Genomic DNA, 24,558 nt, shown 5'->3' with positions numbered 1-24,558 from the left:
GTTGTTGTCGAGACGACTCTGGTCACTGCGCTCACCACCAAAACAAAAGCCCCGGAGAAGCCTCCGGGGCCTTCTTCGTTTTTGAGCTTTGCGAACCTTCGCGCGTTACGTCCGCGTCCGCATCCGCATCATGAAGCTGTCGTAGCTGAGCTCTGCGACCTGCATCCAGGCGAGCGATTCGTTCCTGAATGCCGACAGGCTCGCGTACATCTTGTTGAAGTGCGGGTTGGTCTTGCTGAGATCCGCGTAGATCTCGTTCGCAGCGCCGTAGCAGGCCTCCAGCACCTCCTGCGGGAACGGCTTGAGGATCGCGCCGGCAACCAGCAGGCGCTTCAGTGCCGGTGGATTGACGTAGTCGTATTTGCCGGTGACCCAGGTGAAGGTATCGCGCGAGGCGGTCTCGATCGCAGCCTGGTAATGCTTCGGCAGCGCGTTCCACTTCTCGAGATTGATGACGTTGTGGCCCTGGCCGGTGCCCTCCCACCAGCCGGGATAGTAGTAATACTTCGCCACCTTCACGAAGCCGAGCTTCTCGTCGTCATAGGGACCGACCCATTCCGCGGCATCGATGGTGCCCTTCTCGAGCGCCGGATAGATGTCGCCGCCCGCGATCTGCTGCGGCACGCCGCCGACCTTGGCGATGATCGTGCCGGCAAAGCCGCCGACGCGGAATTTGAGCCCCTTGAAGTCATCCATCGACTTGATCTCCTTCCGGAACCAGCCGCCCATTTGGGCGCCGGTCGAGCCGGTTGGAATGCCGATCGCGTTGTATTCCTTCAGGAGGTCGTTGAGCAGCTCGGTGCCGCCGCCGAACAGCAGCCATGAAATATGCGCCCGCGTGTTGAGCCCGAACGGCAGCGAGGTGCCGAAGGTGAATGCGGGATTCTTGCCCCAGTAGTAATAGAGTGCGGTGTTGCCGATTTCGACGGTGCCGTTCGAGACGGCATCGAGCACCTGCAGGCCCGGGACGATCTCGCCGGCGGCGAACGACTGGATCTGGAAGCGGTTGTCGGTGACCTCGGCGACGCGCTTGCAGAAATATTCGCAGCCGCCATAGAGCGTATCGAGTGCCTTCGGCCAGCTCGCGGCGAGCCGCCATCTCACCTCCGGCATCGATTGCGCGACAGCCGGCGCAGCAACCGCACTCGCGGCAAGGCCTAGTCCGCCCGCCGTCAGGAATTTACGACGTTCCATGCGTCTCCCCTCTCTGTGATGTCGAGTCCTCGACGAGGGATCGCGATCTTGGCGCCGCTTTGAACTTCGCCGGTGGCCGACGTTTCTTTTTGTCCGAAATTCAGTATTTCCGGATCGCAGTCAGGATGGCGAAACGGAATTGGCAAATCAAGCGCACTTTGGTTGCGCTACCGCCGTCGCGGCTCAATGCTGCGCTGCGAACGCGGCTTCCATGGCCTTGCGCACCTTTACCGTCTCGTTGTTGGCGTCGAATTCGACATCGCTCCAGCGCACCGCTTCGCCGTGCGCGACGTCATGTCTCAGCTTGACCCGGTGCGCGAGACCGATCGGCAGTGCTCCGGCCTTGAGGCTTGCGGACGCCGGCAGCAGCTTGCCCCATACCGTGTAGCCGCCTTCGCCGTCCAGCATCTCGCCGGCGCGCAAGTTGCGCTTGGCGACCGCGGCGACATCGCCGCGGAAGCCGTAGGCCTGCCCGGTCGGCTCGCCACGTAATGCCGCCGAGAGGACCGAGATGCCCAGCTCGAGTCCGATCAGATGATAGGGCTTGTACATCGCCGCATAGCGCCCGCTCGCATCGGTCTTCAGCCCATATTGCCTGATGCAGTCGGCGGCGTAGTCGTTCGGCGCCTCCAGCACCACATACACGCCCCAGCGTAGGTCGCGAAACACGGGCCGGCCGTCGCGCTCGAGCGATGAGACGACCTCCACCACGCCCGACCGCTCCAGCACGCCGCCTCGTTCGCGCGGCCGCATCACATGCGGCAGATCGTCGACGCCGCAGGGCGGAAACAACAGCCCGCTCGTCGGCACGTCGAGCCCGCAGGCATTGGCGATCGCCGCCATCTCGATCGCCGACTTGGTGCCGTCGAGGAAGGAGTTGAACATCTGCGGATTCATGCCGGCCGACTGTGCTTCGCCTGCGGTCAATCCATAGTGTTGCCAGACATTGTCCGGCGTCACGTCGTGATAGGCCGGCAGATATTTCGTGCCCTTGCCGGCGGCAACGACGCGAAAGCCGGTGGCGCGCGCCCAGTCGACCATCTCCGCCGTCAGCGCCGGCTGGTCGCCATAGGCGAGCGAATAGACGACGCCCGCCTTGCGCGCCTCCTCCGCGAGCAGCGGGCCGGCCAGCACGTCGGCCTCGACGTTGACCATCACGATGTGCTTGCCGGCCGCGATCGCGGCGCGCGCATGTTTGATGCCGACGGCCGGATTGCCGGTCGCCTCCACCACCACATCCAGCGCGCCGCCGGCAATGGCGCGCGCGCCGTCGTCGGTAAAGGTGGTCGCGGCGATGCGTGCTGCGTCCCAGCCCACGGTGCGGCAGGCCTCGCGCGCACGGTCGCGGTCGATGTCGACGATGATGGGTACCTCAAGCCCCGGTACGTGCGGCACTTGCGCCAGAAACATCGAGCCGAACTTGCCGGCACCAATCAGCGCCACGCGTACGGGCTTGCCGGCGGATGCACGGGCTTGGAGGAGGCGGAAGAGGTTCATGGGGAATGTCCCTGGGCGCAACAATCAAGGTTCGTCATTCCGGGCTCGACGCTTCCGAGCCGCGCTTCGCGCAGTCCCGAACGCGTCGCCCCGGAATGACGGCGTCAATCTACTCCGCCGCTTGCCGCGGCGCACGGGCAAGGCGCAGCAGCGCGTCGTCGTCCACCGTCTTGATCGGCGTGAAATCGCGGTGGGCGATGTATTCCGGCCGCGTCGGCGTGCGGATGTAGTTCGAGACCGCGTTGAGCGTCAGGTACACGATCTTGCGCGGGTAGGGCGTGATGTTGCCGCTTGAGCCGTGCACGAGATTTCCGTGGAACATCAGCATGCCGCCGGGCTGGCCGGTCGGCGCCACGATGCCGCCTTGCTTGACCAGCCGCGTGACGGTGTCCTCGTCCAGCGTCCACAGCGGATAGGACGTGGTGGCGAGATCGTGTGAGGCCTGGAGATCGCCGGCGTTCTGGCTGCGTGGCACCAGCATCAGCGGACCGTTGATCGGCATCACCTCGTCGAGGAAGATCGCGATGTTCATCGCGCGCGGCTCCGGCATGCCGTCGTCGCGCTTCCAGGTGCCGTAATCCTGGTGCCACTGCCAGACATCGCCGGTGAAAGCCGATTTCGCATTGATCTTGAACTGGTGCATGTAGACCGGCTCGCCAAAAACCTGCTCGACCGGCTCGATCATGCGCGGATGCGCGCCGAGGACACGGAACGCCTCGTTGTAGAGATGCGCGGCGAAGGCCGTGCGCGGCGCGCCGCTCTTCTCGCGCCAGACCTCGGGGCGGTCAGCGTCGTAGATGCCGACCGCCTCGCGCGCGAGGAAGCCGACTTCCTCCTGGCTGAACAACTCGGGCAAAAACAGCCAGCCTTCGCGGTGGAAGAACTCCAATTGCTCCGGGGTCAGTTTCATGGGGCGTCCTCCTGTTTATTGTTGTCATTCCGGGGCGGTCCGCAGGACCGAACCCGGAATCCATTTATCAGCAGTCTCTGTGGCCCGATGGATTCCGGGGTCGCGCCGGAATGACAGCGTGTGTTTGCTACGCCGCCGCCTCGTTCGTCGCCATCAATCTCTCCTCGGTCATCCGTCCCGCCGTCTGCGCATGCGCGAGCGCGGCGCGCTCGGCCTCCTTCGCTTTGCCTGAGAGAATGTGCCCGGTGATCGTCGCATGCTCGGCCCAGGCGCTGTCGCGATAATCGAGCTCGGAGAGCACGGTTGCCATCGAGCGGCGCATATGCGGCCATTGCGGCGCGATCGTCTCCTCGATCACGGGATTGCCGGCGAGATGATAGATTGCACGATGAAAATCGACGTCGAGCGCGATCAGCTCGGACAGCGATGTCTTGCGATTGATGCGGCGCCCCGCAGTCAGCGCCGTTGCGAGCCGCTCGCGCCCCGCGGCATCGCTCGCCGCGCGCTCGGCGGCGAGCCGGGCCGCAAGCGCATCGATCGCGCCGCGCACCTCGTAGAGCTGGCGAATGCGTGCAGGATCGAGCTGGGTCACTTCAAAGCCGCGCTTGCCGCTCTCGGCGACCAAGCCTTGCCGATGCAACAGGTGCAGCGCATGCGATACCGGCTGGCGCGATACGCCGAGCCTGTCGGCGAGCTCGTTCTGACGGATGCGCTGACCGGGCTGCAAGGTGCGGTCGGTGATCGCCTCCAGGATCCGCGCATAGACCTGGTCGATCAGATTGGGGAGCGGGTCGAGAGGGATCACGCCGGCGGCTCCTAGGGAATACGGAATTCCGTATGCGAAGCTACAGCGGGGGACAGGGGAGCGTCAAGCGGGCGACGCGCCCTCGCGTCGCATTAGGTCAAGTTATTGAAAGTATGTGATTTTTGTCTCTTGGTAAGCAGTAGGGGAGGGAGTTTGGCAGGCAGGCTCCTTGCGGCCCATCCTTCGAGACGCCCGCTGTAGGCGGGCTCCTCAGGATGAGGTCTCATTTCGCGGCGAAATCCTAGACCCTCATGGTGAGGAGCGCCGCCTTACGGCGCGTCTCGAACCAAAGGCCCGAGCGCGTTCGCGCCACAAGGGCATATGCGATTGCCCAGCCCCAAGCTGGGAGGTGAAGCCCTACTTCTTCTTGCCCTGCTCGATCAGCAGGCGCGTCATCAGGTAAAGCCGCGGCACGATCGAGTTGGTGTCGATGAACTCGTCGCGCGCGTGATAGCCGAAACCGGCGAGGCCAAAGCTCTCGACCACGACCGCCTTGCCACTAGCACCGCCGCAAGACCGGCACCAAGATGCGCTCCGCCTTACGGCTCCAACACCTCCACGTCCAGCGCAGCGAGCTGCTCCGCATCGGCCACCGCTTCGATCGCCGCGATCCTGTCATCCTTGAAGCTGACGCGCAGCGCGATGCGCAGATGGCCGCTGAGGATGACGGCGACGCCCATCGCGCCATCGACCAGCGCCGGCCGAGCCGCCTGGGCGCGTCCCTTGAAGGTCGCGGCGACGGCATCGGCGCCGCGGATTTCGGGCAGCGAGCCCAGCCGCACCGCAGCCTGATCGGCGCGCACGATGACCTCGGGATCGAGCACGGCGAGCAGGCCCTCGAAATTGCCTTCGCGCGAGGCGGCGAGAAATGCCTCGACGATCCTGCGTTGGTGAGAAAGATCCGTCTCGGGCACCGGGGCGCCCTGCACGCGGCGCCGCGCGCGGCTCGCAAGCTGCCGCGAGGCGTCGACCGAGCGGCCGACGATCGGCGCGATTTCCTCGAAGGGCACGGCGAACATGTCGTGCAGCACGAAGGCGAGCCGCTCCGCAGGCTGTAGCGTCTCCAGTACGATCAAGAGCGCCGCGCCGACGGAATCGGCCATCTCCGCCTCGCGCTCGCGCGTGTCGTCGACCGGCTCAGGTACGTCCGGGCCCATCGGATCCTCGCGGCGCGATTTCCGGGCCCGCAGCATGTCGAGGCAAATGCGTGCCACAACCGTGGTCAGCCACCCCCGCAAATTCGCGACATCCGACGTGTCGCTGCGGCTCAGCCGCAGCCAGGTCTCCTGCACGGCGTCATCGACCTCGCCGCGCGATCCCAGCATCCGGAAGGCGACGGCGCGCAAATGCTTCCGATTGGCCTCGAACTGCCGGCTGAGAAAATTTTCTTCCGTCATCGGTCACATTCCCTGGTCGTGGCCCGTCATGCCCATGACGACGCAAATCCGGCCGATGTGACCGGATCCGTCGAAATTGCTCGAACGGAGACGCAAAATGACGCACGCACGCATGAATCACCCGGTCATGGTCCTGCCTGAAGCCATGAATGTCCTGCAATCCCTAGGCGCCCTGACCAAGCAGGGCCTGCCGGAGAAGCTCCTGGAACTGGTGCACCTGCGCGCCAGCCAGATCAATGGTTGCAGCGTCTGTGTCGATATGCATCCCAAAGTCGCCCGCAAGGCCGGCGAGACAGACGAGCGGCTGTTCGCGGTCTCGGCTTGGCGCGATACGCCCTATTTCAGCGAAGCCGAGCGCGCCGCGCTGGCGCTGACCGAGGCGGTTACGCGCCTTGCGGATCGCGAAGATCCCGTGCCGGATGCGATCTGGAACGAGGCCGCCAAGCATTTCGACGAGCGCGAGCTCGCAACCCTGATCCTCTCGATCGCGACGATCAATGTCTGGAACCGGCTGAACGCGACAATCAAGATGCCGGTCGGCGTGTGGAAGGTGGCGTGAGGTTGTTCCCTCGCCTCTCCCCGCGTGCGGGGCGAGGGAGCTCGCCGGCGCTGCCCGCCTCACAAGCAGCACGCCTACTCCTTCAGAAACACGTTCACTGCCTCGCCATATTCCAGCGGCGCCTGTTCGAACATCCAGTGGCCGGCATTCGCGATCACCGCCGTCTTGGCCCCGGCGATGTGCTCGGCCAGCACGCGCCAGATCACCGCAAGGCTGCCCGTTGTCGCGCCGCCGCCGATCAGAAGCGTCGGCGTTTTGATCGCCTGCGCGTCCGCGAGCGTGTACGGCCTGCGCTGCTCGTTGATCTGGCCGAGCAAGGTGATGGCGTTGTCGCGCAGTTGCTGCTTCGCCGCCGCCGGCACGCGCCGCCACGAGCCGTCGCCTTCGATGCCATCGTAGAAATTCTGCAGAGCGCCCTCGATGTCGCCGGCGCGGATCATCTCGACCGAGCGCACCGTGCGCGCGGCCAGCGGTGGATGCGCGGGCGTTCCTGCCGGGACCGGCAGGCTCGCGTCGAGATCGCCGCCGGGCTCGGCGAGTACCAGCTTGCGCGACAGATCAGGCCGCGCCTGCGCCACGCGAAACGCGATGTGCCCGCCGCGCGAGTGGCCCATCAAGTCGACCGGTGCCGGCCTGACCTGTTCGATGAAGCCGATCACATCAGCGACGTGCTGGGCCATCTTGTAGTCGTCACCGGCACCATTCCAGTGCTCGGGAAAGAAATGCCGCAGGCTTACCGAGATCACGCGATGGTTCTTCGATAGCGGGCCGAGCACCGAATACCAGGTGCGGAAGTCGCCGAGCGTGCCGTGCACGCAGACCAGCGGCGGGCCCTCTCCGATTTCGAGATAGGCCATGTCGTAACCGTTGACGCGAAATGTCTGCATGATCAGCCCGCCAGAAAGTCCAGCACCACTTCGGAATATTTTTGCGGCGCCTGCTCGAACATCGGATGCGTCGCGTTCGGGATGATCGCCGTCTTCGAATAGGGCACATGCGCGGCGAGCGCATGCAGCACCTTCGGCAACAGGCCTTTCGTCCGCGCGCCGAGGATGAACAGCGTCGGCATTCTGATCGACTCCGCGTCCGCCTTGGAGAAGGGCGGGCGATTGTCGCGAACCTGGCCGATCAGCGTGAACGCGTTGTCGCGCAAATTCTGCTTCACCATCGCCGGCAGTCGCGGCCAGGTGCCGGCGCCCTCCAGCGTGTCGACGAACACGGCAAGACCGCCATCCATGTCGCCGGCCGCGATCTTCTCCGCAGACGCCGTGAAGCGGGCCAGCAACGGCGAGGGGCCGCCCGCATAGTCGGGATCGAGGCTCGCATCGAGCTCGCCGCCGGGCTCGGCCAGGATCAGCCGCCGCAACAGATCGGGCCGGCGCTGCGCCACGCGGAAGCAGATGTGTCCGCCGCGGGAATGGCCCATCAGATCGACCGGGCCGAGGTCGAGCTTCTCGATGAAGGCGATGACGTCGTCGACATGCTGCGCGATCGAATAGGTGTCGCCAACGCCATCCCATCGCGCCGGGAAGAAGTGCCGCAAGCTGACGCAGATCAGCCGGTGCCGCCGCGTCAGCGGCCCGAGCACGCAGCCCCAGATGCGGAAGTCGTTCAGCGATCCGTGCACGCAGACCAGCGGCGGCCCCGCTTTGTCTTCGCCCACGTCGAGATAGGGCATGTCATATCCGTTGACGTGGAGGCTTTGCATTCTGGGCTCGTGAAAGGGTGGAACACCTGTGCAAGATTCCCGGAAACCGGGTGGATCGCAACTATTTCCAAGCTTAGATTTCAAGGGAAGATCACAAGCGGGGGCCTGCGACGAGGAAGCAAGCCAGGAACCGAGCCATGACCAACCAGCATTTTGCCCTGTTCGAGACCAGGATCGGCCTGTGCGCCATCGCCTGGGGTCCGCGCGGCATCAATGGCACGCAACTGCCGATGGGCGGCGAGGACAAGATCCGTACCCGCATTCACCAACGCCACGCTGATGCCAGCGAGGCCGAGCCGACGGCCGAGGTGCAGCAGGCGATCGACCGCATCGTAAAATTGCTGGCGGGCGAGCCGGACGACCTCACCGACATTCCGCTCGATCTCGACGACGTTCCCGACTTCAACCGCGGCGTCTACGAGATCGCCCGCACCATCCCGCCGGGCAAGACCATGACTTATGGGGACATCGCCAAACGGCTTGGCGGCGTCGAGCTGTCACGCGACGTCGGCCAGGCGCTCGGCCGCAACCCGTGCCCGATCGTGGTGCCCTGTCACCGCGTGCTCGCGGCCGGCAACAAGCCCGGCGGTTTCTCCGCCAATGGTGGCGTAGTCACCAAGCTGAAGATGCTCGAGATCGAAGGCGCGCTCGTCAACCACACGCCGAGTCTGTTTGATTGAGGCGCTCTCTCTTCTCCCTCTCCCCGTTCTTACGAGGAGAGGGTTGGGGTGAAGGGCCGTTTCCGCATAGAGGGTGCCAGATGAGCTCGCGGAGGCTCCCCCTCACCCGGAATTCAAGCTGCGCTTGAATTCCGGCCTCTCCCCGCAAGCGGGGAGAGGCGAAGCAAGCACTCACACCGTCGCACAGACGAACCCATTGCCCTTCCGCTTGATCTTCCCGACCGACGGCGAGGGGAAATGCGCGGTGCAGCACAGCGTGTCGGTGTCGCAATAGCGCTCCAGGAAGCTGCGGCGCGTCTTTGCGGCTTGTGCCTGATCGACGTCGAACTTGGGCGACAGCTCCGGATAAAGCGTCTGCAGCGGCGAGTGGATGAGGTCGCCCGAGAACACGGCATCGTCCTTGCCGCGGCCCATCGCGAAGGCGACATGGCCCGGCGTGTGGCCCGGCGTCGGCAGGATGCGGACGTGATCACCGATCTGATGGTCGTTGCCGACGAGCTCGTGGCGCTTGGCCTCGACCACCGGCAGCACGCTGTCCGCGAAGGGCGGCACCTCCGCCTTCGCATTCTGCTCGGTCCAGTAGTCGAACTCCCGCTTGGCGAACAAATAGCGCGCCTTGGGAAAGGTCGGCACCCAGCGGCCGTTCTCAAGTCGGGTGTTCCAGCCGACGTGATCGACATGCAGATGCGTGCACATCACGAAGTCGATGTCCTCGACCGACACGCCGGCGGCATCGAGCGCGCGCTGGTAGGTGTCGTCGGTCTTCATGTTCCATTTCGGCCGCTGCGGCCGGGGCTTGTCGTTGCCGATGCAGCTGTCGACCAGGATGGTGTGGTGCGGCGTCTTCACCACATAGGACTGGAAGCACAGGATCAACACGTCCTGGTCATCCAGGGCCTTGGCCTCGCGCAGCCACGCCCGGTTCTCGGCCAGCACCTCGGCCGTTAGTCCGGGTAGCATTTCCAGCGCCGGGAAGAAGGGGACTTCCTGCTCGATGATGCGATGGATGGTGAGATCGCCGACCGAAAATTTGAGACTCATGAGGACTCCCGCGGGTTACGCCGGCGGCGGCACCGAGATCTTGACCGAGGGCCGCTCCAGCATCTTCTGATGGAAGGCGTCGAGTTTCGGATAGGCCTTGCGCCAGCCGCAATCGGCGAAGCGGAAGTCGGCGTAGCCGAGCACGCAAACGAGACCGATCTGCGAGATGTCGAACGGGCCGTTGAGGACGTCCGGCATGTTCTCGAAGCGCGCCATGCCGGTCCAGGCCCGGTTCCAGTGGTCGTCCGACCACGCCTGCCATTGCAGGCCCTGAGGTCGCACCATCTTCTCGTAGCGGCACAACAGCATGGAATCGAGCATGCCGTTGATCAGGGAGTGGTTGGTCTTCGCCTTCCAGCGCCGCGGGCCATAGTCGGGGATCAGGCTGCCGCCTGCCATCTCGTTGAGATATTCGACGATGACGTAGGAATCCAGGATGACGTCGCCGTCATTGGTAATCAGCACCGGCAGCTTCTTCAGCGGCGTGATGCGCGAATAGTCTTCGTTGGCCTGGCCCGGCGCGACGGTTGCGGGCGTGAACTCGATCTTGTCGATCAGTCCGAGCTCGATCGCGGCAATGCGGACCTTGCGGGCGAAAGGCGAGGCGGCGGAGAAGGAGAGTTTCATGCGGAATGACCTCTGTCCGAACATACAGCCCTCATCCTGAGGAGCGCGCCTCTCGGCGCGCGTCTCGAAGGATGGGCAACGAGCGAGCTATCTTGTCACCCGGCGCAAACGTCGGGTGACTGTGTTCCTGGCTCATCCTTCGAGACGCGCGCTTTGCGCGCTCCTCAGGATGAGGACCGAGGGGCTTACGCCGCGACGATCTCCTGACGCTGCTCACCGAGGCCCTCGATGCCGAGCGAGACGACGTCGCCGACATTGAGGAAGGTCGGCGGCTTCATGCCCATGCCGACGCCGGGCGGCGTGCCGGTGGTGACGACGTCGCCGGGCTGCAGCGTCATGAACTGCGACACATAGGAGATGCACTTGGCCATGGTGAAGATCATGGTCGCGGTCGAGCCGGTCTGGCGGCGCTGGCCGTTGACGTCGAGCCACATCGACAGGTTCTGCACGTCCTTGATCTCGTCCTTGGTGGCGAGCCACGGGCCGAGCGGGCCGAACGTGTCGTGTGACTTGCCCTTGGTCCACTGACCCAGGCGCTCGATCTGGAAGTTGCGCTCGGAGACGTCGTTGCAGACGCAGTAGCCGGCGACGTAATTCAGCGCCTCGGCTTCCGAGACATACTTGGCGCGGGTGCCGATGATCGCGGCGATCTCGACTTCCCAGTCGAGCTTGGTCGAGCCGCGGGGCTTTTCGACCGCATCGTTCGGGCCGGAGAGTGCAGTGTTCGCCTTGAGGAAGAAGATCGGCTCGGCCGGAATCGGGTTGCCGGTCTCCTTGGCATGATCGCTGTAGTTGAGGCCGATCGCCACGAACTTAGAGATGCCGGTGACGGGAGCACCGAACCGCGGCTTGCCGGAGACGGCGGGCAGCGAGGCGGGGTCGAGAGCGGCCAGCTTCTTGAGGGATTCCGGCGAATAGGCCTCGCCGGTCAGGTCCTTCAGATGGGCCGACAGGTCGCGCAACTGGCCGGATTTGTCGATCAGGCCGGGCTTTTCCGCACCCTTTTCGCCATAACGAACAAGTTTCATTCTCGTTTTCTCCCTGAGATGGACCGATCGGTTAAATAGCTTCATGGAACACGGCGGCGGGAAATTCAACCGCTCAAAGCGGGGCGCATTGCAGCCCTCTCAATTCGGTAGGCGATCGGAGAAGGGCTTGTAGATCGTAGGGTGGGTTAGCGAAGCGTAACCCACCTCTTTCGCTTCCGCGGAGGCAGACAGTGGTGGGTTACGCCAGCGGACTGCGCTTCGCGCAGCCGCAGGGCTAACCCACCCTACGATTGTAGCGCCTCGAACCTGAACGCGTCTCCCTCGCGCCTGATATGTCCGGCTGAAAAGTGCCCCCCGATCACCAGCGTCGGCGTGTTGGCAAACCGCTTGAACAATTCACGCCGCGTCGCGGCCGACTGCTTCTGGTTTGAATCCGCGGTCGAGGACCAGTCGAGATGCGCCATCTGGCAGGGATGATGGGCGACGTCGCCGGTGAGCAGGCCCTGTTCGCCTTCGGACCGGATCAGAATGCTCATATGGCCGGGGCTGTGACCGGGGGTCGGGATCATGCTGATCTCCTCGCAGAGCCGGTGGTCGCTCGCGATCAGCTCGGCGCGACCGGCATCGACGATCGGCTTCACGGAATCCTCGAACACCGCCTGCTTGTCCGGCTCGGTCGAGTGGTTGCGCCAGTGCTCATATTCGGTCCTGCCGAACAAATAACGTGCTTTCGGAAATGTCGGCACCCATTTGCCGCCAGCGAGCTTCGTATTCCAGCCGACATGATCGACATGAAGATGCGTGCACAGCACGATGTCGATGCTTTCAGGCGCAAATCCCGCCGCCGTCATCGTCTGAAGGAACGGGCTCGTGCGATTGTTCCAGGTCGGCACGTTGCGGCCCTGCTTGTCGTTGCCGAGGCCGGTGTCGACGACGATCCGCTGAGAAGGCGTCTCCACCACCAGCGAATGGATGGACATTTTCAGCCGGCCTTCGTCGGTGGCGAAATGCGGGATCAGCCAGGGGAGCTTGCGGATTTCGTCGTTGCTCGCCAGCGGCAGGATGAAGCGGGTCGAGCCGACCGTCTCCAATTCCACGACCTTGGTGATTTTGACCCTGCCGACCTTCCACTGCATCTGGCGTATCCCCATGTTCGTGCACGCGCCCGTTCCAGGGCGCTTTGCGGCGAGATTGCGGGTTTCAGCCGTCGGGCGCAATGGATCATCCGATGCGATGCGGCGTTATCGCGGGAACCTGAGGAGGGAGCGATGCCAGAGCTTGCAATTTCCGCCGAAAAAGTCGCCTTCATCATCGAGAAGGCGCGCGAATTCGATGTCAAGGAATTGGACTCCGATCCGGATTCCGGCTCGAACCCCACCGATGACGATGCGGTCGATGTGCTGGAAGATGACGGCTCCGATCCCGTCGGCGCCGAGCTCGGCAGCTTCATCGCCGCGTTGAACGAGGACGAGCAGGTCGACCTCGTTGCGCTGACCTGGCTCGGGCGTGGCGACGGCGGGATCGAGGACTGGGACGATCTGCGGACGCGCGCCGTGGAGGCGCGCGGTGAGTATCGCAAGCCGCGGCACGAGACGGTGCAATATCTGCTCGGCGAGCCGATGCTGGGTGACTTGTTGGCGGACGGGCTCGACGCGTTCGGCATCGACTGGACCGACGAGCGCCTCACCGCCGACTCCTCCGACCCCAGCGAGCGGGACGAAGACGAGCCGACGAAGCAGCGGTGAGTTGCGTGTTCGTTGCGCGCCGCTTCCCGCGAGCGGCGATCGGATGACGAGTTTGCAAAAGGCCGCCATGCCCGGGCTTGTCCCGGGCATCCACGTTCTTCGTACTGTGCGGCAAGGCGTGGATGGCCGGGACAAGCCCGGCCATGACGATGTGGCTGTAGCCCTACCCCAAGTGGGAGTGGCCGGCGTCTACAGCGTGCCCGGGAAGGCGCCGCCATCGAGCAGGATGTTCTGGCCGGTGATGAAGCCGGCCTTGTCGCCGCAGAGAAAGGCACAGGCATAGCCGAACTCGTCGGGATGGCCGAAGCGGCCGGCGGGGTTGAGCTTGGCGCGCTCGGCCAGCAACTGGTCCGGCGTGATGCCGCGCTTGTCGGCCTCGGCCTTGGCAGTGCCGCGCAGGCGGTCGGTCTCGAACGGGCCCGGCAAGAGGCCGTTGATGGTGACATTGTTGATCACGGTCTTGCGCGACAGGCCGGCGATGAAGCCGGTGAGGCCGGCGCGCGCGCCGTTGGAGAGGCCGAGGATGTCGATCGGCGCCTTCACGGCGGCCGAAGTGATGTTGACGATGCGGCCGAACTTGCGCGCCATCATGCCGTCGACGGTGGCCTTGATCAGCTCGATCGGGGTCAGCATGTTGGCGTCGATCGCCTTGATCCAGTCGTCGCGTGTCCAGTTGCGGAAATCGCCGGGCGGCGGGCCGCCGGCATTGTTGATCAGGATGTCCGGATCGGGGCAGGCCTTCAGCACGGCCTCGCGCCCCGCGGGGGTCGTGATGTCGCCGACGATCTCGGTGACCGTCACGCCCGGATGGGCCGCTCGGATTTCGTCGGCCGTCTTCTTCAAGGCTTCGGCGCCGCGCGCAGTCAGCGTGACGTGCACGCCGGCGTCGGCAAGCGCGATGGCGCAGGCACGTCCCAGGCCCTTGCTGGATGCGCAGACGATGGCGCGGCGACCTTTGATCCCAAGATCCACTGTTTCACTCCCGTAATGTCAGGCAGGTTTTGGATGAGGCACATTAGCCAACCTCGGCGCCGCTGATAAGGGACGGGCTCGCATCAAAACGCATGGCGCGGCCGCACGGCGATGCAAATGCGCCTGATCAGATCCGCCGTTCCTGCTTGAGGCGGTCGATCGCGGCCGCGGCCTCCGGCGGCAGCGACTTGAAGCCCATCTGTCCGACCACCGACAGAAGCGGCCGCAGTCGCGAGCCGGCGAGGAACGGCGGCTGGCGGTTTGTCGGCACGACCTGATCGAAGACCAGCACCAGCGTGGTGGCGACGAGGCCGACCCTGATGGCACCGAGTGCGGCGCCGCCGAGGCGATCACCGATGCCGGCTTCACCGATCGTGTCGTTGAGTGCGACGCGGCCGATATGTCCGAACAGCATGCCGACGATCAGGAAGATGCCGAAGAACCAGATCCAGTTCTGCAGCAGTGGCGCATTCGGATTGACGGCTGTCTGCGGCGCGATCAGCGGCATCAGCGCGATTGCGATGGGAGCGGCCAGGAGATAGGCGAGAATGGTCATGGCGCTGCGCAAGAGGCCGGTCCTGAAACCGAAACCGATCGCAAGTGCCAGCGCGGCGTAGACGGCGAGATCGAAGCTGTTCATGAGAGCCCTGCCTTCATGGAACGAATGAACGCCGAACCGATCATTCCGGTTTCAGATCGCTAAAATCGTCTGTATTGGTGGTTCCAAAAGCTCAGGGAAACCGCCTAAAGAAATCGCCCAGGGAATCGTCATGTCAGGCCTATTCGACGTCAGTAAAGAAACCATCCTCGTCACTGGCGCGAGCCAGGGGCTGGGGCGACAATTTGCGCGGGTACTGGCGGCGCATGGCGCAGCCGTTGCGCTCGCCGCGCGGCAGACCGGCAAGCTGAAGAGCCTGGAAGAGGAGATCCGCGGCAAGGGCGGTCGCGCGGTCGCGATCGCGCTCGACGTCACCGACATCGCTTCGATCGCTGGGGCCGTCGATGCCGCGGAGGCGGCGCTCGGTCCCGTCACCGTGCTGATCAACAATGCCGGCATCGCGATCGAGAAGCTCGCGACCGAGCAGACCGAGTCCGACTGGGATGCGGTGATCGGTGCCAATCTCAAGGGCGCCTATTTCCTCGCGACCGAAGTCGCGCGGCGCATGATCGCGCGCAAGCAATCAGGCAACATCGTCAACATCGCCTCCGTGCTCGGCACCGGCGTTCTAAAGGCGGTCTCGCCCTACGCGATCTCCAAGGCCGGCATCATCCAGGCAACGAAGGCGATGGCGCTCGAACTCGCCGGCCAGAACATCCGCATCAACGCGCTGGCGCCCGGCTATATCGACACCGAGATGAACCACGATTTCTGGTCGACGCCTGCGGGGGAACGATTGACAAAGCGCATCCCGCAACGCCGCGTCGGCGCCGAGTCCGATCTCGACGGCGCGATCCTGCTGCTGGCGTCGAAGGCGTCGCGGTACATGACGGGGAGCGTGGTGACGGTGGATGGCGGGTTCTTGCTGAATTGAGTTTTTTCCTCTCCCTCGTCATTCCGGGCGATGCGAAGCATCGAGTCCGGAATCCATTTCGCCACCAGTGTTGCGGATGAATGGATTCCGGGCTCGCGCTACACGCGCCCCGGAATGACGAGCGGAGAGTGCCCCTCACTCCGACCCTCTCCCTGCACGCGGGGAGGAGAACTACCTCACCTCCGCCCGGATCATATCCGCCGCTTTCTCCCCGATCATGATCGTCGGCGCATTGGTGTTGCCGCCGATCAGCGTCGGCATGATCGAGGCGTCGACGACGCGCAGGGCCTCGACCCCATGTACCTTCAGCTTCGGATCGACCACGGCCATGGCATCAAGGCCCATCCTGCAGGTGCCGACGGGGTGATAGACGGTATCGACGCGCTCGCGCAGCAGCGCGCGGATGTCGTCGTCGGTGGTCACGCCGGCGGTGAACATCTCCTTCTTTTGCAGCGCGCGCAGCGCCGGCGTCTCCATCAATCGTCGTGTGGTCTTGAAGCCCGCGACCATCGCCTCGAGATCATCGTTCTCACCAAGAAAGTTCGGATCGATCAGCGGCGCCTGCATCGGATCGTTGCTGGCGAGCGCGACGCTGCCGCGGCTTTTCGGCCTGAGCAGGCAGACATGGCAGGAGAAGCCGGCGCCGCCGTGGCGCTTGCGGCCGTGGTCGTCGACCATGGCCATGCCGAAATGCAGCTGGATGTCGGGAATGTCGAGATCGGGCCGCGTCTTCAGGAAGCCGCCGCATTCGGCGAAGTTGGAGGTGAGGGGGCCGCGGCGCTCCCTGCGATATTGCAGGATGGCGCGGACGAGGCGCGGCATGCCTTTGAGCGAGAGGCCGGCGAAGTTCGGATTGTCGGACATGTAGCTGAAGATGAAATCAGGGTGATCCTGCAAATTCTGTCCGACGCCCGGCAGATGATGTCGGCTTTCAATGCCATGCTTGCCGAGCGCAGCCGCGTCGCCAACGCCCGACAGCATCAGGAGCTGCGGCGACTGAAACGCGCCGGCGGCCAGGATCACCTCGCGTCGCGCGCGGAGCTGCTTCAGCTCCTGGCCCTGCCGGTACGCGACGCCGATCGCGCGTTTGCCTTCGAACAGGATGCGGGTGGCATGCGCCTGCGTCTCGACGCGCAGATTCGCGCGCTTGTTCATGTGCGGATGGACATAGGCGCGCGCCGCGCTCCAGCGCTCGCCATTCTTCTGCGTCACCTGGTAGATGCCGAGGCCTTCATGATCTTCGGCATTGAAATCCTCACGGATCCGGAATTGTGCTTCCTGCGCCGCCTGCAAGAAGATCTGCTGGACCGGATTGCCGGAGCGTAAGCGGTTGACGGCGAGCGGACCGTCCTTGCCGTGATATTCGCCGTCGAAATCGGCGTTGTTCTCAGAGCGTTTGAAATAGGGCAGCACGTCGGCATAAGCCCAGCCGGTGTTGCCGAGCGCAGCCCAGTGGTCGTAGTCGGCGCGATGGCCGCGGATATAGACCATGGCGTTGATCGCGGAGGAGCCGCCCAGCCCCTTGCCGCGCGGCTGATAGCCGATGCGGCCGTTCAGCCCCTTCTGCGGCACGGTGTTGAAGGCCCAATTGTTGACGTTGCCCGCCACCATCAGCACCAGCGCGCCCGGCGTGGTCACGACCCAGTTGTCGCAGGCACCCCCGGCATCGAGCAGCGCCACGGATGTAGCCGCATCCTCCGACAGTCGCCCTGCCACCGTGCAGCCGCCCGAGCCCGCGCCGACGACCACGAAATCGAATGTGTCAGTCAAGGTGTTCCCCCCCTGCATTTTCTTCTCGTCATTCCGGGGCGCGCGTAGCGCGAGCCCGGAATCCATTCATCCGCGTCACCGGTGGCGAAATGGATTCCGGGCTCGCCTCTTCGAGGCGCCCCGGAATGACGGTTTGGCGACGATCTACGACATGAACCGTATCATCTTCTCCAGCCGCGCGATCTTGCCGCCATAGGGCGGGTAGAGGTCGGCGAGCCGGTTGAATGTCGAGCGATAGAACACCGGCTTCAGCTTGCTGAACGTGCGAAAGCCCCATTCGCCGTGATAGGCGCCGGTGCCGGATGCGCCGACGCCGCCCATCGGCTGGTTCACTTGCGTGAAGTGGAACAGGCAGTCGTTGACGGTGACGCCGCCGGAGACGGTGCGCGACAGCACCTCGTCGCGCGCGGCGCGGTCCTTGCCGAACCAATAGAGCGCGAGCGGTCGGTCGCGCCGGTTGACGAAGGCAATCGCCTCCGCCCGATCGCGATAGCCCAGCACCGGCAGCACGGGACCAAAGATCTCCTCCTGCATCACCGCCATATTCTCGGTGGCGCCGGCGATCAGCGTCGGCGGGAATTTGCGATGCGCCTTCCAGTTGGGATCGTCGGGCTTTGCCGGTTGCAGGATTTTCGCGCCGCGGCTGGCGGCATCGGCCACGAGGCCCTCCAGCCGCGCATAATGCCGGTCGGAGATAACAGCGGTGTAGTCCTTGTTGGCGGGATCGGTGCCGAACATGCGCCGCATCTGCGCGCGCACCTTCTCGGCGAAGGCCTGCACGGAGTTTTCTGGCACCAGCGCGTAATCCGGCGCGATGCAGGTCTGCCCGGCATTGAGTAGCTTGCCGTAGGCGATGCGCTCGGCCGCCTCGTCGAGGTCGGCTGAGGCGTCGATGATCGCCGGCGACTTGCCGCCGAGCTCAAGCGTCACCGGCGTCAGGTTGCGGCCCGCGGCCTCGGCAACCAGCCGGCCGACCCGGGTCGAGCCGGTGAACACCAGATGATCAAACGGCAGCGTCGCGAAGGCCTTTGCCACCTCGTCCTCGATGCCGGTGACCAGCAACTCGGTGGCGTCGAATTTCTGCGCGACCGTTTCCTTCAGCAGCGCGGAGAAGTGCGGCACCAGCTCGCTCGGCTTGATGATGATTCGGTTGCCGGCGGCGATCGCGCCGATCGCAGGCGCGAGCGTGAGCTGCAGCGGATAATTCCAGGGCGCGATGATGCCGACGACGCCGAGCGGCTGCGGGATCAGCCGGTTGCGCGCGGGGAGGAATTGCAGCGCGGTCGCCACGCGCTGCGGCGCCATCCAGCCCTTCAGGTGTTTTGTGGCGTGCCGGATCTCGGAGAACACCAGCAGCGTCTCGGCGATGGTGGTCTCCACCGCCGAGCGGTGGCCGAAATCGGCCGAGATCGCCTGCCGGAAGCGTTCTTCGTTCTCAGTGACGACAGTGCGCAGGCGGGCCAGCCGGTCGAGCCGCTCGGCGCAGTCGGGGGCCGGTTCAGTCCGCGACCGCGCGACCATGGCGTGGAAGGTGTCCTCCAGCGCCGCCAGCGGGGCGCTCGTCAGGGATCGGTCCATGGCGTTTCCCCTCAAAATGGCGTCTCCCCATAATCTTGTTGCCGCAAGCTGGCGCTTTGCGGAACTTCTGGCAAGAGTTTGGCAAACGGGCCCGAATTCAGCCGGTTGGGCTGTCATAAAGTCGAAAAAAAACGTGGCCGCGGGCCTTTCCAAAGCCGGTCCGGGTTGATACATACCCCCTCGCACCCGACGGGCTTCGCCCCGGGTTGCCTTCCAAGGAAGTCTTTGGGACGTGAGAGCAAGCCACGCGAACAGCGCCGGCCCTCCATCCATCGTCCCCGGCATTTTGATGAAGGCGTGCAACGGTTTAACGCGGGGTGGAGCAGCCCGGTAGCTCGTCAGGCTCATAACCTGAAGGTCATAGGTTCAAATCCTATCCCCGCAACCAAATTCGGAATGACCGGTTCCGATACGAAAATGGCCCGCGACAAGCGGGCCATTTTTGTTTGTGGGGTATGGTCGCTGAACCGTCTTGGACTTCTGGTCGCCAGTGAATTGAGTGCACTGTCACTGTAATCCTGGGGTCGGGGGTTCGAGTCCCTCTCCCGCTACCAAAATTCCCCTAAATATCCGGTCTTAATCGTGAAAAATTAGGAATGGCGTCGCTGTTGGTAGCGAGCACTATCCTTCGGTCTGCGCAATTGTGATAATCGAGGCGGTTGGAAAACCGTGGTGGTAGTCGCCTGCTCATGGCAATGCTTCTTTGTGCTTGCGCCAGAGCCATTGACGAGAATACGAGCCTTCGGCCGACATTTGGTTGATTGATTTTTTGGGGCCGGGAAGTGGAGAAGGCACAGGATCTTCGTTTCGGGGACATGATCCTTGACGAAACATGCCTTTTCGCGCACCGCGACGGGCGGAAGATTCAATTCACCAGAAACGAGCGCGCGCTGCTGCTGGCTCTGACGCGCAACCCTCGTCGCCTGATGCCCCGCGACCGTCTGCTCGACGAGATCGCGTCGGAATCCGACGTATCCGACCGCAACATCGATTTTCTGGTCAACAGGTTGCGGGCCAAGCTCGGCGATAGCGCCAAATCGCCGAATTTTATCGCCACACAATATGGCGAGGGTTACGTCTGGATCGCCGTTCCATCTTCGGTAGCGCCAATAGACGCTCTCCTGGTCATCGCACCGGCTTTCGGGCTGCCCGGATCTCCCTTCAGCCGGCAGGCGTCTTCGCTAATCGATCAGCTACGCGAGATGATCGCTGAGGGTGTTGGCGATGGCCACAACGTCATCGTTGCCGAGGACTGGACCCCCACCGACAGGCTGCGTTATTTCCTGCAAGTGAGCTTTTTTGCCCGCAATGGGCACCTCGATTGCGCGGCCACCTTGAGGGAAATGCCGTCGAGGCGGATCGCAAAAGCATTGCGGCTCCAACTCGACATGACCGACGCCGCATCGATCACGAATGAGGCCAGCCGGGTTTCGAATGGCGTCATCGAGGTGCTGCGCAAGGCGCTCGGCCACGCCTCGACAGGGCTCGGTATCCGCGCCGCGGAACCAGCTGAAACGCGCCTTCAAAAGGCTTCGAGCGTGTTGCTGTCGACCAATCCGAGGTGGGTGGAAGGTGGCGAGCAACTGGGGAGGGACCGCAAGCAGGATCCTGACAATGCGGATATCGCCCTGCAATGGTGCCTGCATCTGTTCACGCGCCTCACGACGAGCAATCCGTTCGGCGAAATGAGCCTTGAAGAACGCTACCGCATGGAAAGCGAGATCGACGCCACGGTGCTGGACTGCCTGCCAGCCATCGAGGCGAACCCGCTGCTGATGCTGGCAGCCGCCAAGCTGCTGTACTTCATCAATCGAGGTCATCTCGAACTGGCGGAAGATATCCTCGATCGCGCCTTCGCCCAAACAACGGACTTTGCCGGGGCCTTGCCGGTCATGGGACAATTGCGCTATGCGCGCGGCCAATTCGACGAAGCTGTCCAATACTTCGACCGCGGCATCGCGATGGTCGAACTGAACCCTCTGTACCACATACATATCCGGGTCCTGAAATGCCTCGCCCTCCTTGCTGCCGGCAACCATGCGGCGCTTGAAGGCGCCGTCCCCACGATCGATCCGGACATCCCTTGCCCTCCTGAAATCGCATGGATGATTGCCTGGACGTTCGCGCCGGCCGATCAGGAATTGCCGCAGGCGTCGGCGGATGCGCTTGCCGCGATCGGCCCCGAGGGCGCGATCGGCGCGGTCGAATATCTCTATTTCACGTCGGCGCGTCATCTCGTTTCGGAGCAGGCGCGCGCCAACCTCATGCATAACCTGATCGCGCATGTGACGAGATTCCATGGCGAGCGGGTGGTCCCGGCCTTCATTCTCCGGAGCATCGGCAAGGTCTCTCCGGCCGAACACACTCACGGATAAACGGCGCTCGAAGCGGGCATCGGCGCGCGCCTCAAATATTGAGCAAACAATTGGTTGCTAGAGCGTGTCTGGAGGCGACTCGATGTTTCTTCGGTCGCAATGCAGATATCGTGGTGGGCTGAAGTGAGATCGCTTCATGAGCCCAGTGAGATGAGTCCGGTCGGCAACTCGTGATTGCGATGGGGGAAGTGGTGAAGACGGGGAAAGATTGTTTCGCGGCGTCGCGCCGCCTGCGGGCGGCGCTGTTGACGTCGTCGACGCTGGCGTTGGCGTGGATGCTACCGGCTACGCCGTCCCATGCACAGGACGCCACCTGGCTCGCCAACCCCGGCTCGGGTGATTTCAACACCGGCGCCAACTGGACCCCGGCCACGGTGCCGACCGGCACCGCCTTCTTCGGGACATCGAGCACGACCAGCCTGTCGTTTTCCCAGGGCACCGTCGCGGCGCCCACGACGGTCGGCGGCTTCACGTTCAATGCGGGGGCGTCGAATTACACCTTCACCAACGACAAAGCAGTGCTTTTCAACGGCGCCGGCATCGTGATCAACGGCGGCAGCGTCAACCTGATCACCACCTTCAACGGCCAAACCGCCTTCACCAACACCAGCTCGGCCGGCAGCGCCACCTTCACCAACAACGGCGGCCTGTTCTTCGAATTTGCCAGCACGGCCGGCAACGCCAGCATCACCAACAACAACACCCTGGGGGTCATAGACAACGCCACGCTCGGCAACGCCACCGTGATCAACAACTCCCAAGTGTATTTCTTCTTCGGCACCGGCTCAGGCGGCACGGCGCGCCTCATCAATACCGGCGCGTCCTCGTTAATCGATCTGTCCCCCGACAACACTGGTCTCGGCGTGAGGACGGGCTCGATCGAGGGCGCCGGCCAGATCTCCCTCGGTTTCGAGAACCTGGCGGTGGGCGGCAACAACCTGTCGACCACGTTCTCCGGCGTCCTGCGGGACGGTGGCGTCGCTGGCGGCTTCGGCGGCTCGCTGACCAAGGAAGGCACCGGCATCCTGACGCTCTCGGGCAACAACATCTATACCGGCACGACCACGGTCAGTTCCGGCACGCTGCAAGCCGGCATCGCGAACGCGTTTTCGCCGTACAGCAAGTACACGATCGCAACCGGGGCGGCGCTCGATCTCAACGGCTTCAATCAGACCATCCACGGCCTGACGGGTGACGGATCGGTCATCAACAGCGGCGGCGCCATTCCGAGGCTGACGCTCGCAAGCGGCGGCACTTTTGCGCCCGGCAATGGCACGCCGACCTCGTCGATGGCGATTGCAGGCAATCTCGCCTTCCAGTCCGGTGCGATCTATCTGGTGCAGGTCAATCCGTCGACCGCTTCGTTCGCAAATATCACCGGCACGGCGACACTTGGCGGCGCCCGCGTGAGTGCAGTGTTTGCGGCCGGCAGCTATGTCTCCAAGAAATACAAGATCCTCACCGCAACCGGCGGCGTATCCGGCACGTTCGCATCAACGGTCCTCAACACCAACCTGCCGGCGGCCTTCCACACCGCGCTGAGCTACGACGCCAACAACGTCTATCTCCAGATCCTGGATTTGGTCATTCCCGGCGGACTCAACCGCAACCAGCAGGCTGTCGGCGATGCGCTGACCAACTACTTCAACGCAAACAACGGCATTCCGCTGGTATACGGCGCGCTCTCCGCGGGCGGCCTGACGCAGGCCTCCGGCGAGAGCGCCACCGGCGCGCAGCAGACCACATTCCAGGCGATGAGCCAGTTCCTGGGTCTGCTCACCGATCCGTTCATGGGAAGAGGCAGCGGCTTTGGCGGCGCGACGTCGCCGACCGGCTATGCTGAGGAAGGCGATCAGGCGAGCGCCTACGCCGCGCGCAAGACCAACGCCTTCGCGATGTTCACCAAGGCGCCGCTCGCCAAGGTCTACGAGCCGCGCTGGAGCGTGTGGGTTGCCGGCTTTGGCGGCTCGCAATCGACCAGCGGCAATGCTGTCACAGGCTCGAACGACACCACGAGCCGCATCGCCGGCACGGCGGTCGGCGCGGACTATCTGCTCTCGCCGAATACGCTCGTGGGCTTTGCGCTCGCCGGCGGCGGCACCAGCTTCGGCGTCAACACGCTCGGCTCGGGCCGATCAGATCTGTTCCAGGCCGGCGCCTATGTCCGCCACACCAACGGCCCGGCCTACATCACCGCGGCACTCGCCTATGGCTGGCAGGATGTCACCACCAACCGCACGGTAAGCATCGCTGGGCTCGATCAGCTCCGCGCGGAGTTCAACGCCAATGCCTATTCGGGTCGCGTTGAGGGCGGCTACCGCTTCGTTGCGCCGGTCATTGGCGGCATCGGCATCACGCCCTATGCCGCGGGCCAGTTCACCACCTTCGATCTGCCGGCTTATGCCGAAAGCGTCGTTTCCGGCACGGGGAATTTTGCCCTCAACTACGCGTCCAAGAGCGTCACCGACGCCCGCAGCGAATTGGGCTTCCGCACCGACAAGTCGTTTGCGATGTCCAACGGCGTCCTCACGCTGCGCAGCCGCCTCGCCTGGGCCCACGACTTCGATCCAAGCCGCGCGATCGCCACCACCTTCCAGGCGCTGCCGGGTGCAAGCTTCGTCGTCAATGGCGCGGCGCAGGCAAGCGAGTCCGCACTGACGACCGCCTCCGCCGAGATGAAATGGAGCAACAGCTGGTCCGCGGCGGCGACGTTCGAAGGTGAGTTCTCGAACGTGACGCAGAGCTACGCCGGCAAGGGAGTGGTGCGTTACACCTGGTGAGGCTGGCTGCTGGCTCCCGAGACCCGAGCCAGATCTTACGGTGGATGAACAGGACGTGCAGGTGGCTAGTGTCGCGATTTCGAAATTCATCCTTGCGGCACGTTCTGCATGCCAATTTCGAAATCAAAACGACACTAACTTCAATAGTTTAGCTAGAGTCCTTATCGAACTCGAAGTACGTCCCGAATGCGCGGCAAAGGATGCGAGCTTCGAATTCGCGACACTACGCAAGCCGTTCACGAAATCACGAGCGGAGCGGTCTGTGGTGGCGTTTGTTGCGCATCCCCGCAACGGTTAGATCGCGATCTGAAGCAAATGTCGGTATCGGGTGTTGCGCCTCCCCGCAACCAAATTCGGATTTTACCGGATCCGATACGAAAATGGCCCGCCTCGCGCGGG

Annotated in this window: 21 protein-coding genes, 1 tRNA gene and 1 pseudogene; 7 read left to right on the top strand and 16 right to left on the bottom strand. The window is 64.0% G+C overall.

The genetic code is table 11. From position 1 onward, the window contains the following. Positions 1-105: 105 nt before the first annotated feature. The 6 genes and pseudogenes from K289_RS0134440 to K289_RS0134415 all read right to left on the bottom strand — a co-directional run bounded on the left by K289_RS0134440 (position 106) and on the right by K289_RS0134415 (position 5,803). A complete protein-coding gene (locus K289_RS0134440; RefSeq protein ID WP_027555617.1) occupies positions 106-1,194 on the bottom strand; it encodes a TRAP transporter substrate-binding protein in 1,089 nt (362 codons plus the stop codon). A 183-nt stretch (positions 1,195-1,377) separates the two neighbouring features. Further along, complete coding sequence (locus K289_RS0134435; protein ID WP_027555616.1) at positions 1,378-2,691, bottom strand: NAD(P)H-dependent oxidoreductase; 1,314 nt, start codon at positions 2,689-2,691, stop codon at positions 1,378-1,380. Between the two features lie 109 nt (positions 2,692-2,800). Beyond that, positions 2,801-3,601 carry a phytanoyl-CoA dioxygenase family protein gene (locus K289_RS0134430; RefSeq protein WP_027555615.1) on the bottom strand — a complete coding sequence of 267 codons (801 nt, stop codon included), beginning with the start codon at positions 3,599-3,601 and terminating at the stop codon, positions 2,801-2,803. A 127-nt stretch (positions 3,602-3,728) separates the two neighbouring features. Beyond that, positions 3,729-4,406 carry a GntR family transcriptional regulator gene (locus K289_RS0134425; protein WP_027555614.1) on the bottom strand — a complete coding sequence of 226 codons (678 nt, stop codon included), beginning with the start codon at positions 4,404-4,406 and terminating at the stop codon, positions 3,729-3,731. Positions 4,407-4,763: 357 nt separating this feature from the next. Next, positions 4,764-4,907: pseudogene (locus K289_RS52910) on the bottom strand (peptidase M20); the annotation flags it as partial. A gap of 38 nt (positions 4,908-4,945) precedes the next feature. Beyond that, a complete protein-coding gene (locus tag K289_RS0134415; RefSeq protein WP_027555613.1) occupies positions 4,946-5,803 on the bottom strand; it encodes a sigma-70 family RNA polymerase sigma factor in 858 nt (285 codons plus the stop codon). A 97-nt stretch (positions 5,804-5,900) separates the two neighbouring features. Here K289_RS0134415 and K289_RS0134410 point away from each other — a divergent pair, with 97 nt between their 5' ends. Beyond that, positions 5,901-6,362, top strand: coding sequence for a carboxymuconolactone decarboxylase family protein (locus tag K289_RS0134410; protein ID WP_027555612.1), 462 nt, complete (start codon positions 5,901-5,903; stop codon positions 6,360-6,362). 74 nt (positions 6,363-6,436) lie between these two features. Here the strand turns inward: K289_RS0134410 and K289_RS0134405 are convergent, their stop codons facing one another. Beyond that, a complete protein-coding gene (locus tag K289_RS0134405) occupies positions 6,437-7,249 on the bottom strand; it encodes an alpha/beta fold hydrolase (protein WP_027555611.1) in 813 nt (270 codons plus the stop codon). Between the two features lie 2 nt (positions 7,250-7,251). Then, entirely contained in the window at positions 7,252-8,070 is an 819-nt protein-coding gene (locus tag K289_RS0134400; RefSeq protein WP_027555610.1) for an alpha/beta fold hydrolase, read from the bottom strand. Between the two features lie 137 nt (positions 8,071-8,207). Here K289_RS0134400 and K289_RS0134395 point away from each other — a divergent pair, with 137 nt between their 5' ends. Then, on the top strand, positions 8,208-8,750 hold the full coding sequence (locus K289_RS0134395; protein WP_027555609.1) for a methylated-DNA--[protein]-cysteine S-methyltransferase: 543 nt from the start codon (positions 8,208-8,210) through the stop codon (positions 8,748-8,750). A gap of 171 nt (positions 8,751-8,921) precedes the next feature. On the opposite strand, the gene K289_RS0134390 is transcribed toward K289_RS0134395, so the two are convergent. From K289_RS0134390 to K289_RS0134375, 4 genes are all read right to left on the bottom strand, one after another. Beyond that, complete coding sequence (locus K289_RS0134390) at positions 8,922-9,791, bottom strand: MBL fold metallo-hydrolase (protein ID WP_027555608.1); 870 nt, start codon at positions 9,789-9,791, stop codon at positions 8,922-8,924. 15 nt (positions 9,792-9,806) lie between these two features. Next, positions 9,807-10,418 carry a glutathione S-transferase family protein gene (locus K289_RS0134385; protein WP_027555607.1) on the bottom strand — a complete coding sequence of 204 codons (612 nt, stop codon included), beginning with the start codon at positions 10,416-10,418 and terminating at the stop codon, positions 9,807-9,809. Positions 10,419-10,603: 185 nt separating this feature from the next. Further along, on the bottom strand, positions 10,604-11,446 hold the full coding sequence (locus tag K289_RS0134380) for a fumarylacetoacetate hydrolase family protein (protein WP_027555606.1): 843 nt from the start codon (positions 11,444-11,446) through the stop codon (positions 10,604-10,606). A gap of 245 nt (positions 11,447-11,691) precedes the next feature. Then, the gene (locus tag K289_RS0134375) at positions 11,692-12,543 is read right to left on the bottom strand and encodes an MBL fold metallo-hydrolase (RefSeq protein ID WP_027555605.1); all 852 of its coding nucleotides are present in this window, start codon (positions 12,541-12,543) and stop codon (positions 11,692-11,694) included. A 132-nt stretch (positions 12,544-12,675) separates the two neighbouring features. Here K289_RS0134375 and K289_RS0134370 point away from each other — a divergent pair, with 132 nt between their 5' ends. After that, the gene (locus K289_RS0134370) at positions 12,676-13,152 is read left to right on the top strand and encodes a DUF3775 domain-containing protein (RefSeq protein ID WP_027555604.1); all 477 of its coding nucleotides are present in this window, start codon (positions 12,676-12,678) and stop codon (positions 13,150-13,152) included. Positions 13,153-13,341: 189 nt separating this feature from the next. On the opposite strand, the gene K289_RS0134365 is transcribed toward K289_RS0134370, so the two are convergent. Then, complete coding sequence (locus K289_RS0134365; protein WP_027555603.1) at positions 13,342-14,124, bottom strand: SDR family oxidoreductase; 783 nt, start codon at positions 14,122-14,124, stop codon at positions 13,342-13,344. A gap of 127 nt (positions 14,125-14,251) precedes the next feature. Continuing rightward, positions 14,252-14,764: a CvpA family protein gene (locus K289_RS0134360; RefSeq protein ID WP_027555602.1), complete on the bottom strand. Its 513-nt coding sequence runs from the start codon at positions 14,762-14,764 to the stop codon at positions 14,252-14,254. 130 nt (positions 14,765-14,894) lie between these two features. On the opposite strand from K289_RS0134360, the gene K289_RS0134355 reads away from it, so the two are divergent. Beyond that, positions 14,895-15,656 carry an SDR family NAD(P)-dependent oxidoreductase gene (locus tag K289_RS0134355; RefSeq protein WP_027555601.1) on the top strand — a complete coding sequence of 254 codons (762 nt, stop codon included), beginning with the start codon at positions 14,895-14,897 and terminating at the stop codon, positions 15,654-15,656. Between the two features lie 171 nt (positions 15,657-15,827). Here the strand turns inward: K289_RS0134355 and K289_RS0134350 are convergent, their stop codons facing one another. Further along, positions 15,828-17,426 (bottom strand): GMC family oxidoreductase, encoded by a 1,599-nt coding sequence (locus K289_RS0134350; protein ID WP_027555600.1) that lies wholly within the window; start codon positions 17,424-17,426, stop codon positions 15,828-15,830. A 144-nt stretch (positions 17,427-17,570) separates the two neighbouring features. Next, complete coding sequence (locus K289_RS0134345) at positions 17,571-19,004, bottom strand: coniferyl aldehyde dehydrogenase (protein WP_027555599.1); 1,434 nt, start codon at positions 19,002-19,004, stop codon at positions 17,571-17,573. A gap of 311 nt (positions 19,005-19,315) precedes the next feature. On the opposite strand from K289_RS0134345, the gene K289_RS0134340 reads away from it, so the two are divergent. The 3 genes from K289_RS0134340 to K289_RS0134330 all read left to right on the top strand — a co-directional run bounded on the left by K289_RS0134340 (position 19,316) and on the right by K289_RS0134330 (position 24,159). Continuing rightward, positions 19,316-19,392: transfer RNA gene (locus K289_RS0134340), tRNA-Met, on the top strand. A gap of 394 nt (positions 19,393-19,786) precedes the next feature. Further along, entirely contained in the window at positions 19,787-21,379 is a 1,593-nt protein-coding gene (locus K289_RS47990; protein WP_027555598.1) for a helix-turn-helix domain-containing protein, read from the top strand. A gap of 191 nt (positions 21,380-21,570) precedes the next feature. Beyond that, positions 21,571-24,159, top strand: a complete 2,589-nt coding sequence (locus tag K289_RS0134330) for an autotransporter outer membrane beta-barrel domain-containing protein (RefSeq protein WP_245284078.1) — start codon at positions 21,571-21,573, stop codon at positions 24,157-24,159. Positions 24,160-24,558: the final 399 nt, after the last annotated feature.

Origin of the sequence: Bradyrhizobium sp. Cp5.3, from assembly GCF_000426265.1 — a bacterium.
GTDB classification, from domain to species: Bacteria; Pseudomonadota; Alphaproteobacteria; order Rhizobiales; family Xanthobacteraceae; genus Bradyrhizobium; species Bradyrhizobium neotropicale.
Note: the sequence above shows the minus strand (reverse complement) of the source record. Positions and strands in the feature narration are given on the sequence as shown.

Coding starts and splice junctions, on each gene's coding strand:
- K289_RS0134440 (WP_027555617.1), bottom strand. CDS start 1,194: ATGGAACGTCGTAAATTCCTGACGGCGGGCGGACTAGGCCTTGCCGCG.
- K289_RS0134435 (WP_027555616.1), bottom strand. CDS start 2,691: ATGAACCTCTTCCGCCTCCTCCAAGCCCGTGCATCCGCCGGCAAGCCC.
- K289_RS0134430 (WP_027555615.1), bottom strand. CDS start 3,601: ATGAAACTGACCCCGGAGCAATTGGAGTTCTTCCACCGCGAAGGCTGG.
- K289_RS0134415 (WP_027555613.1), bottom strand. CDS start 5,803: ATGACGGAAGAAAATTTTCTCAGCCGGCAGTTCGAGGCCAATCGGAAG.
- K289_RS0134410 (WP_027555612.1), top strand. CDS start 5,901: ATGACGCACGCACGCATGAATCACCCGGTCATGGTCCTGCCTGAAGCC.
- K289_RS0134405 (WP_027555611.1), bottom strand. CDS start 7,249: ATGCAGACATTTCGCGTCAACGGTTACGACATGGCCTATCTCGAAATC.
- K289_RS0134400 (WP_027555610.1), bottom strand. CDS start 8,070: ATGCAAAGCCTCCACGTCAACGGATATGACATGCCCTATCTCGACGTG.
- K289_RS0134395 (WP_027555609.1), top strand. CDS start 8,208: ATGACCAACCAGCATTTTGCCCTGTTCGAGACCAGGATCGGCCTGTGC.
- K289_RS0134390 (WP_027555608.1), bottom strand. CDS start 9,791: ATGAGTCTCAAATTTTCGGTCGGCGATCTCACCATCCATCGCATCATC.
- K289_RS0134385 (WP_027555607.1), bottom strand. CDS start 10,418: ATGAAACTCTCCTTCTCCGCCGCCTCGCCTTTCGCCCGCAAGGTCCGC.
- K289_RS0134380 (WP_027555606.1), bottom strand. CDS start 11,446: ATGAAACTTGTTCGTTATGGCGAAAAGGGTGCGGAAAAGCCCGGCCTG.
- K289_RS0134375 (WP_027555605.1), bottom strand. CDS start 12,543: ATGCAGTGGAAGGTCGGCAGGGTCAAAATCACCAAGGTCGTGGAATTG.
- K289_RS0134370 (WP_027555604.1), top strand. CDS start 12,676: ATGCCAGAGCTTGCAATTTCCGCCGAAAAAGTCGCCTTCATCATCGAG.
- K289_RS0134360 (WP_027555602.1), bottom strand. CDS start 14,764: ATGAACAGCTTCGATCTCGCCGTCTACGCCGCGCTGGCACTTGCGATC.
- K289_RS0134355 (WP_027555601.1), top strand. CDS start 14,895: ATGTCAGGCCTATTCGACGTCAGTAAAGAAACCATCCTCGTCACTGGC.
- K289_RS0134345 (WP_027555599.1), bottom strand. CDS start 19,004: ATGGACCGATCCCTGACGAGCGCCCCGCTGGCGGCGCTGGAGGACACC.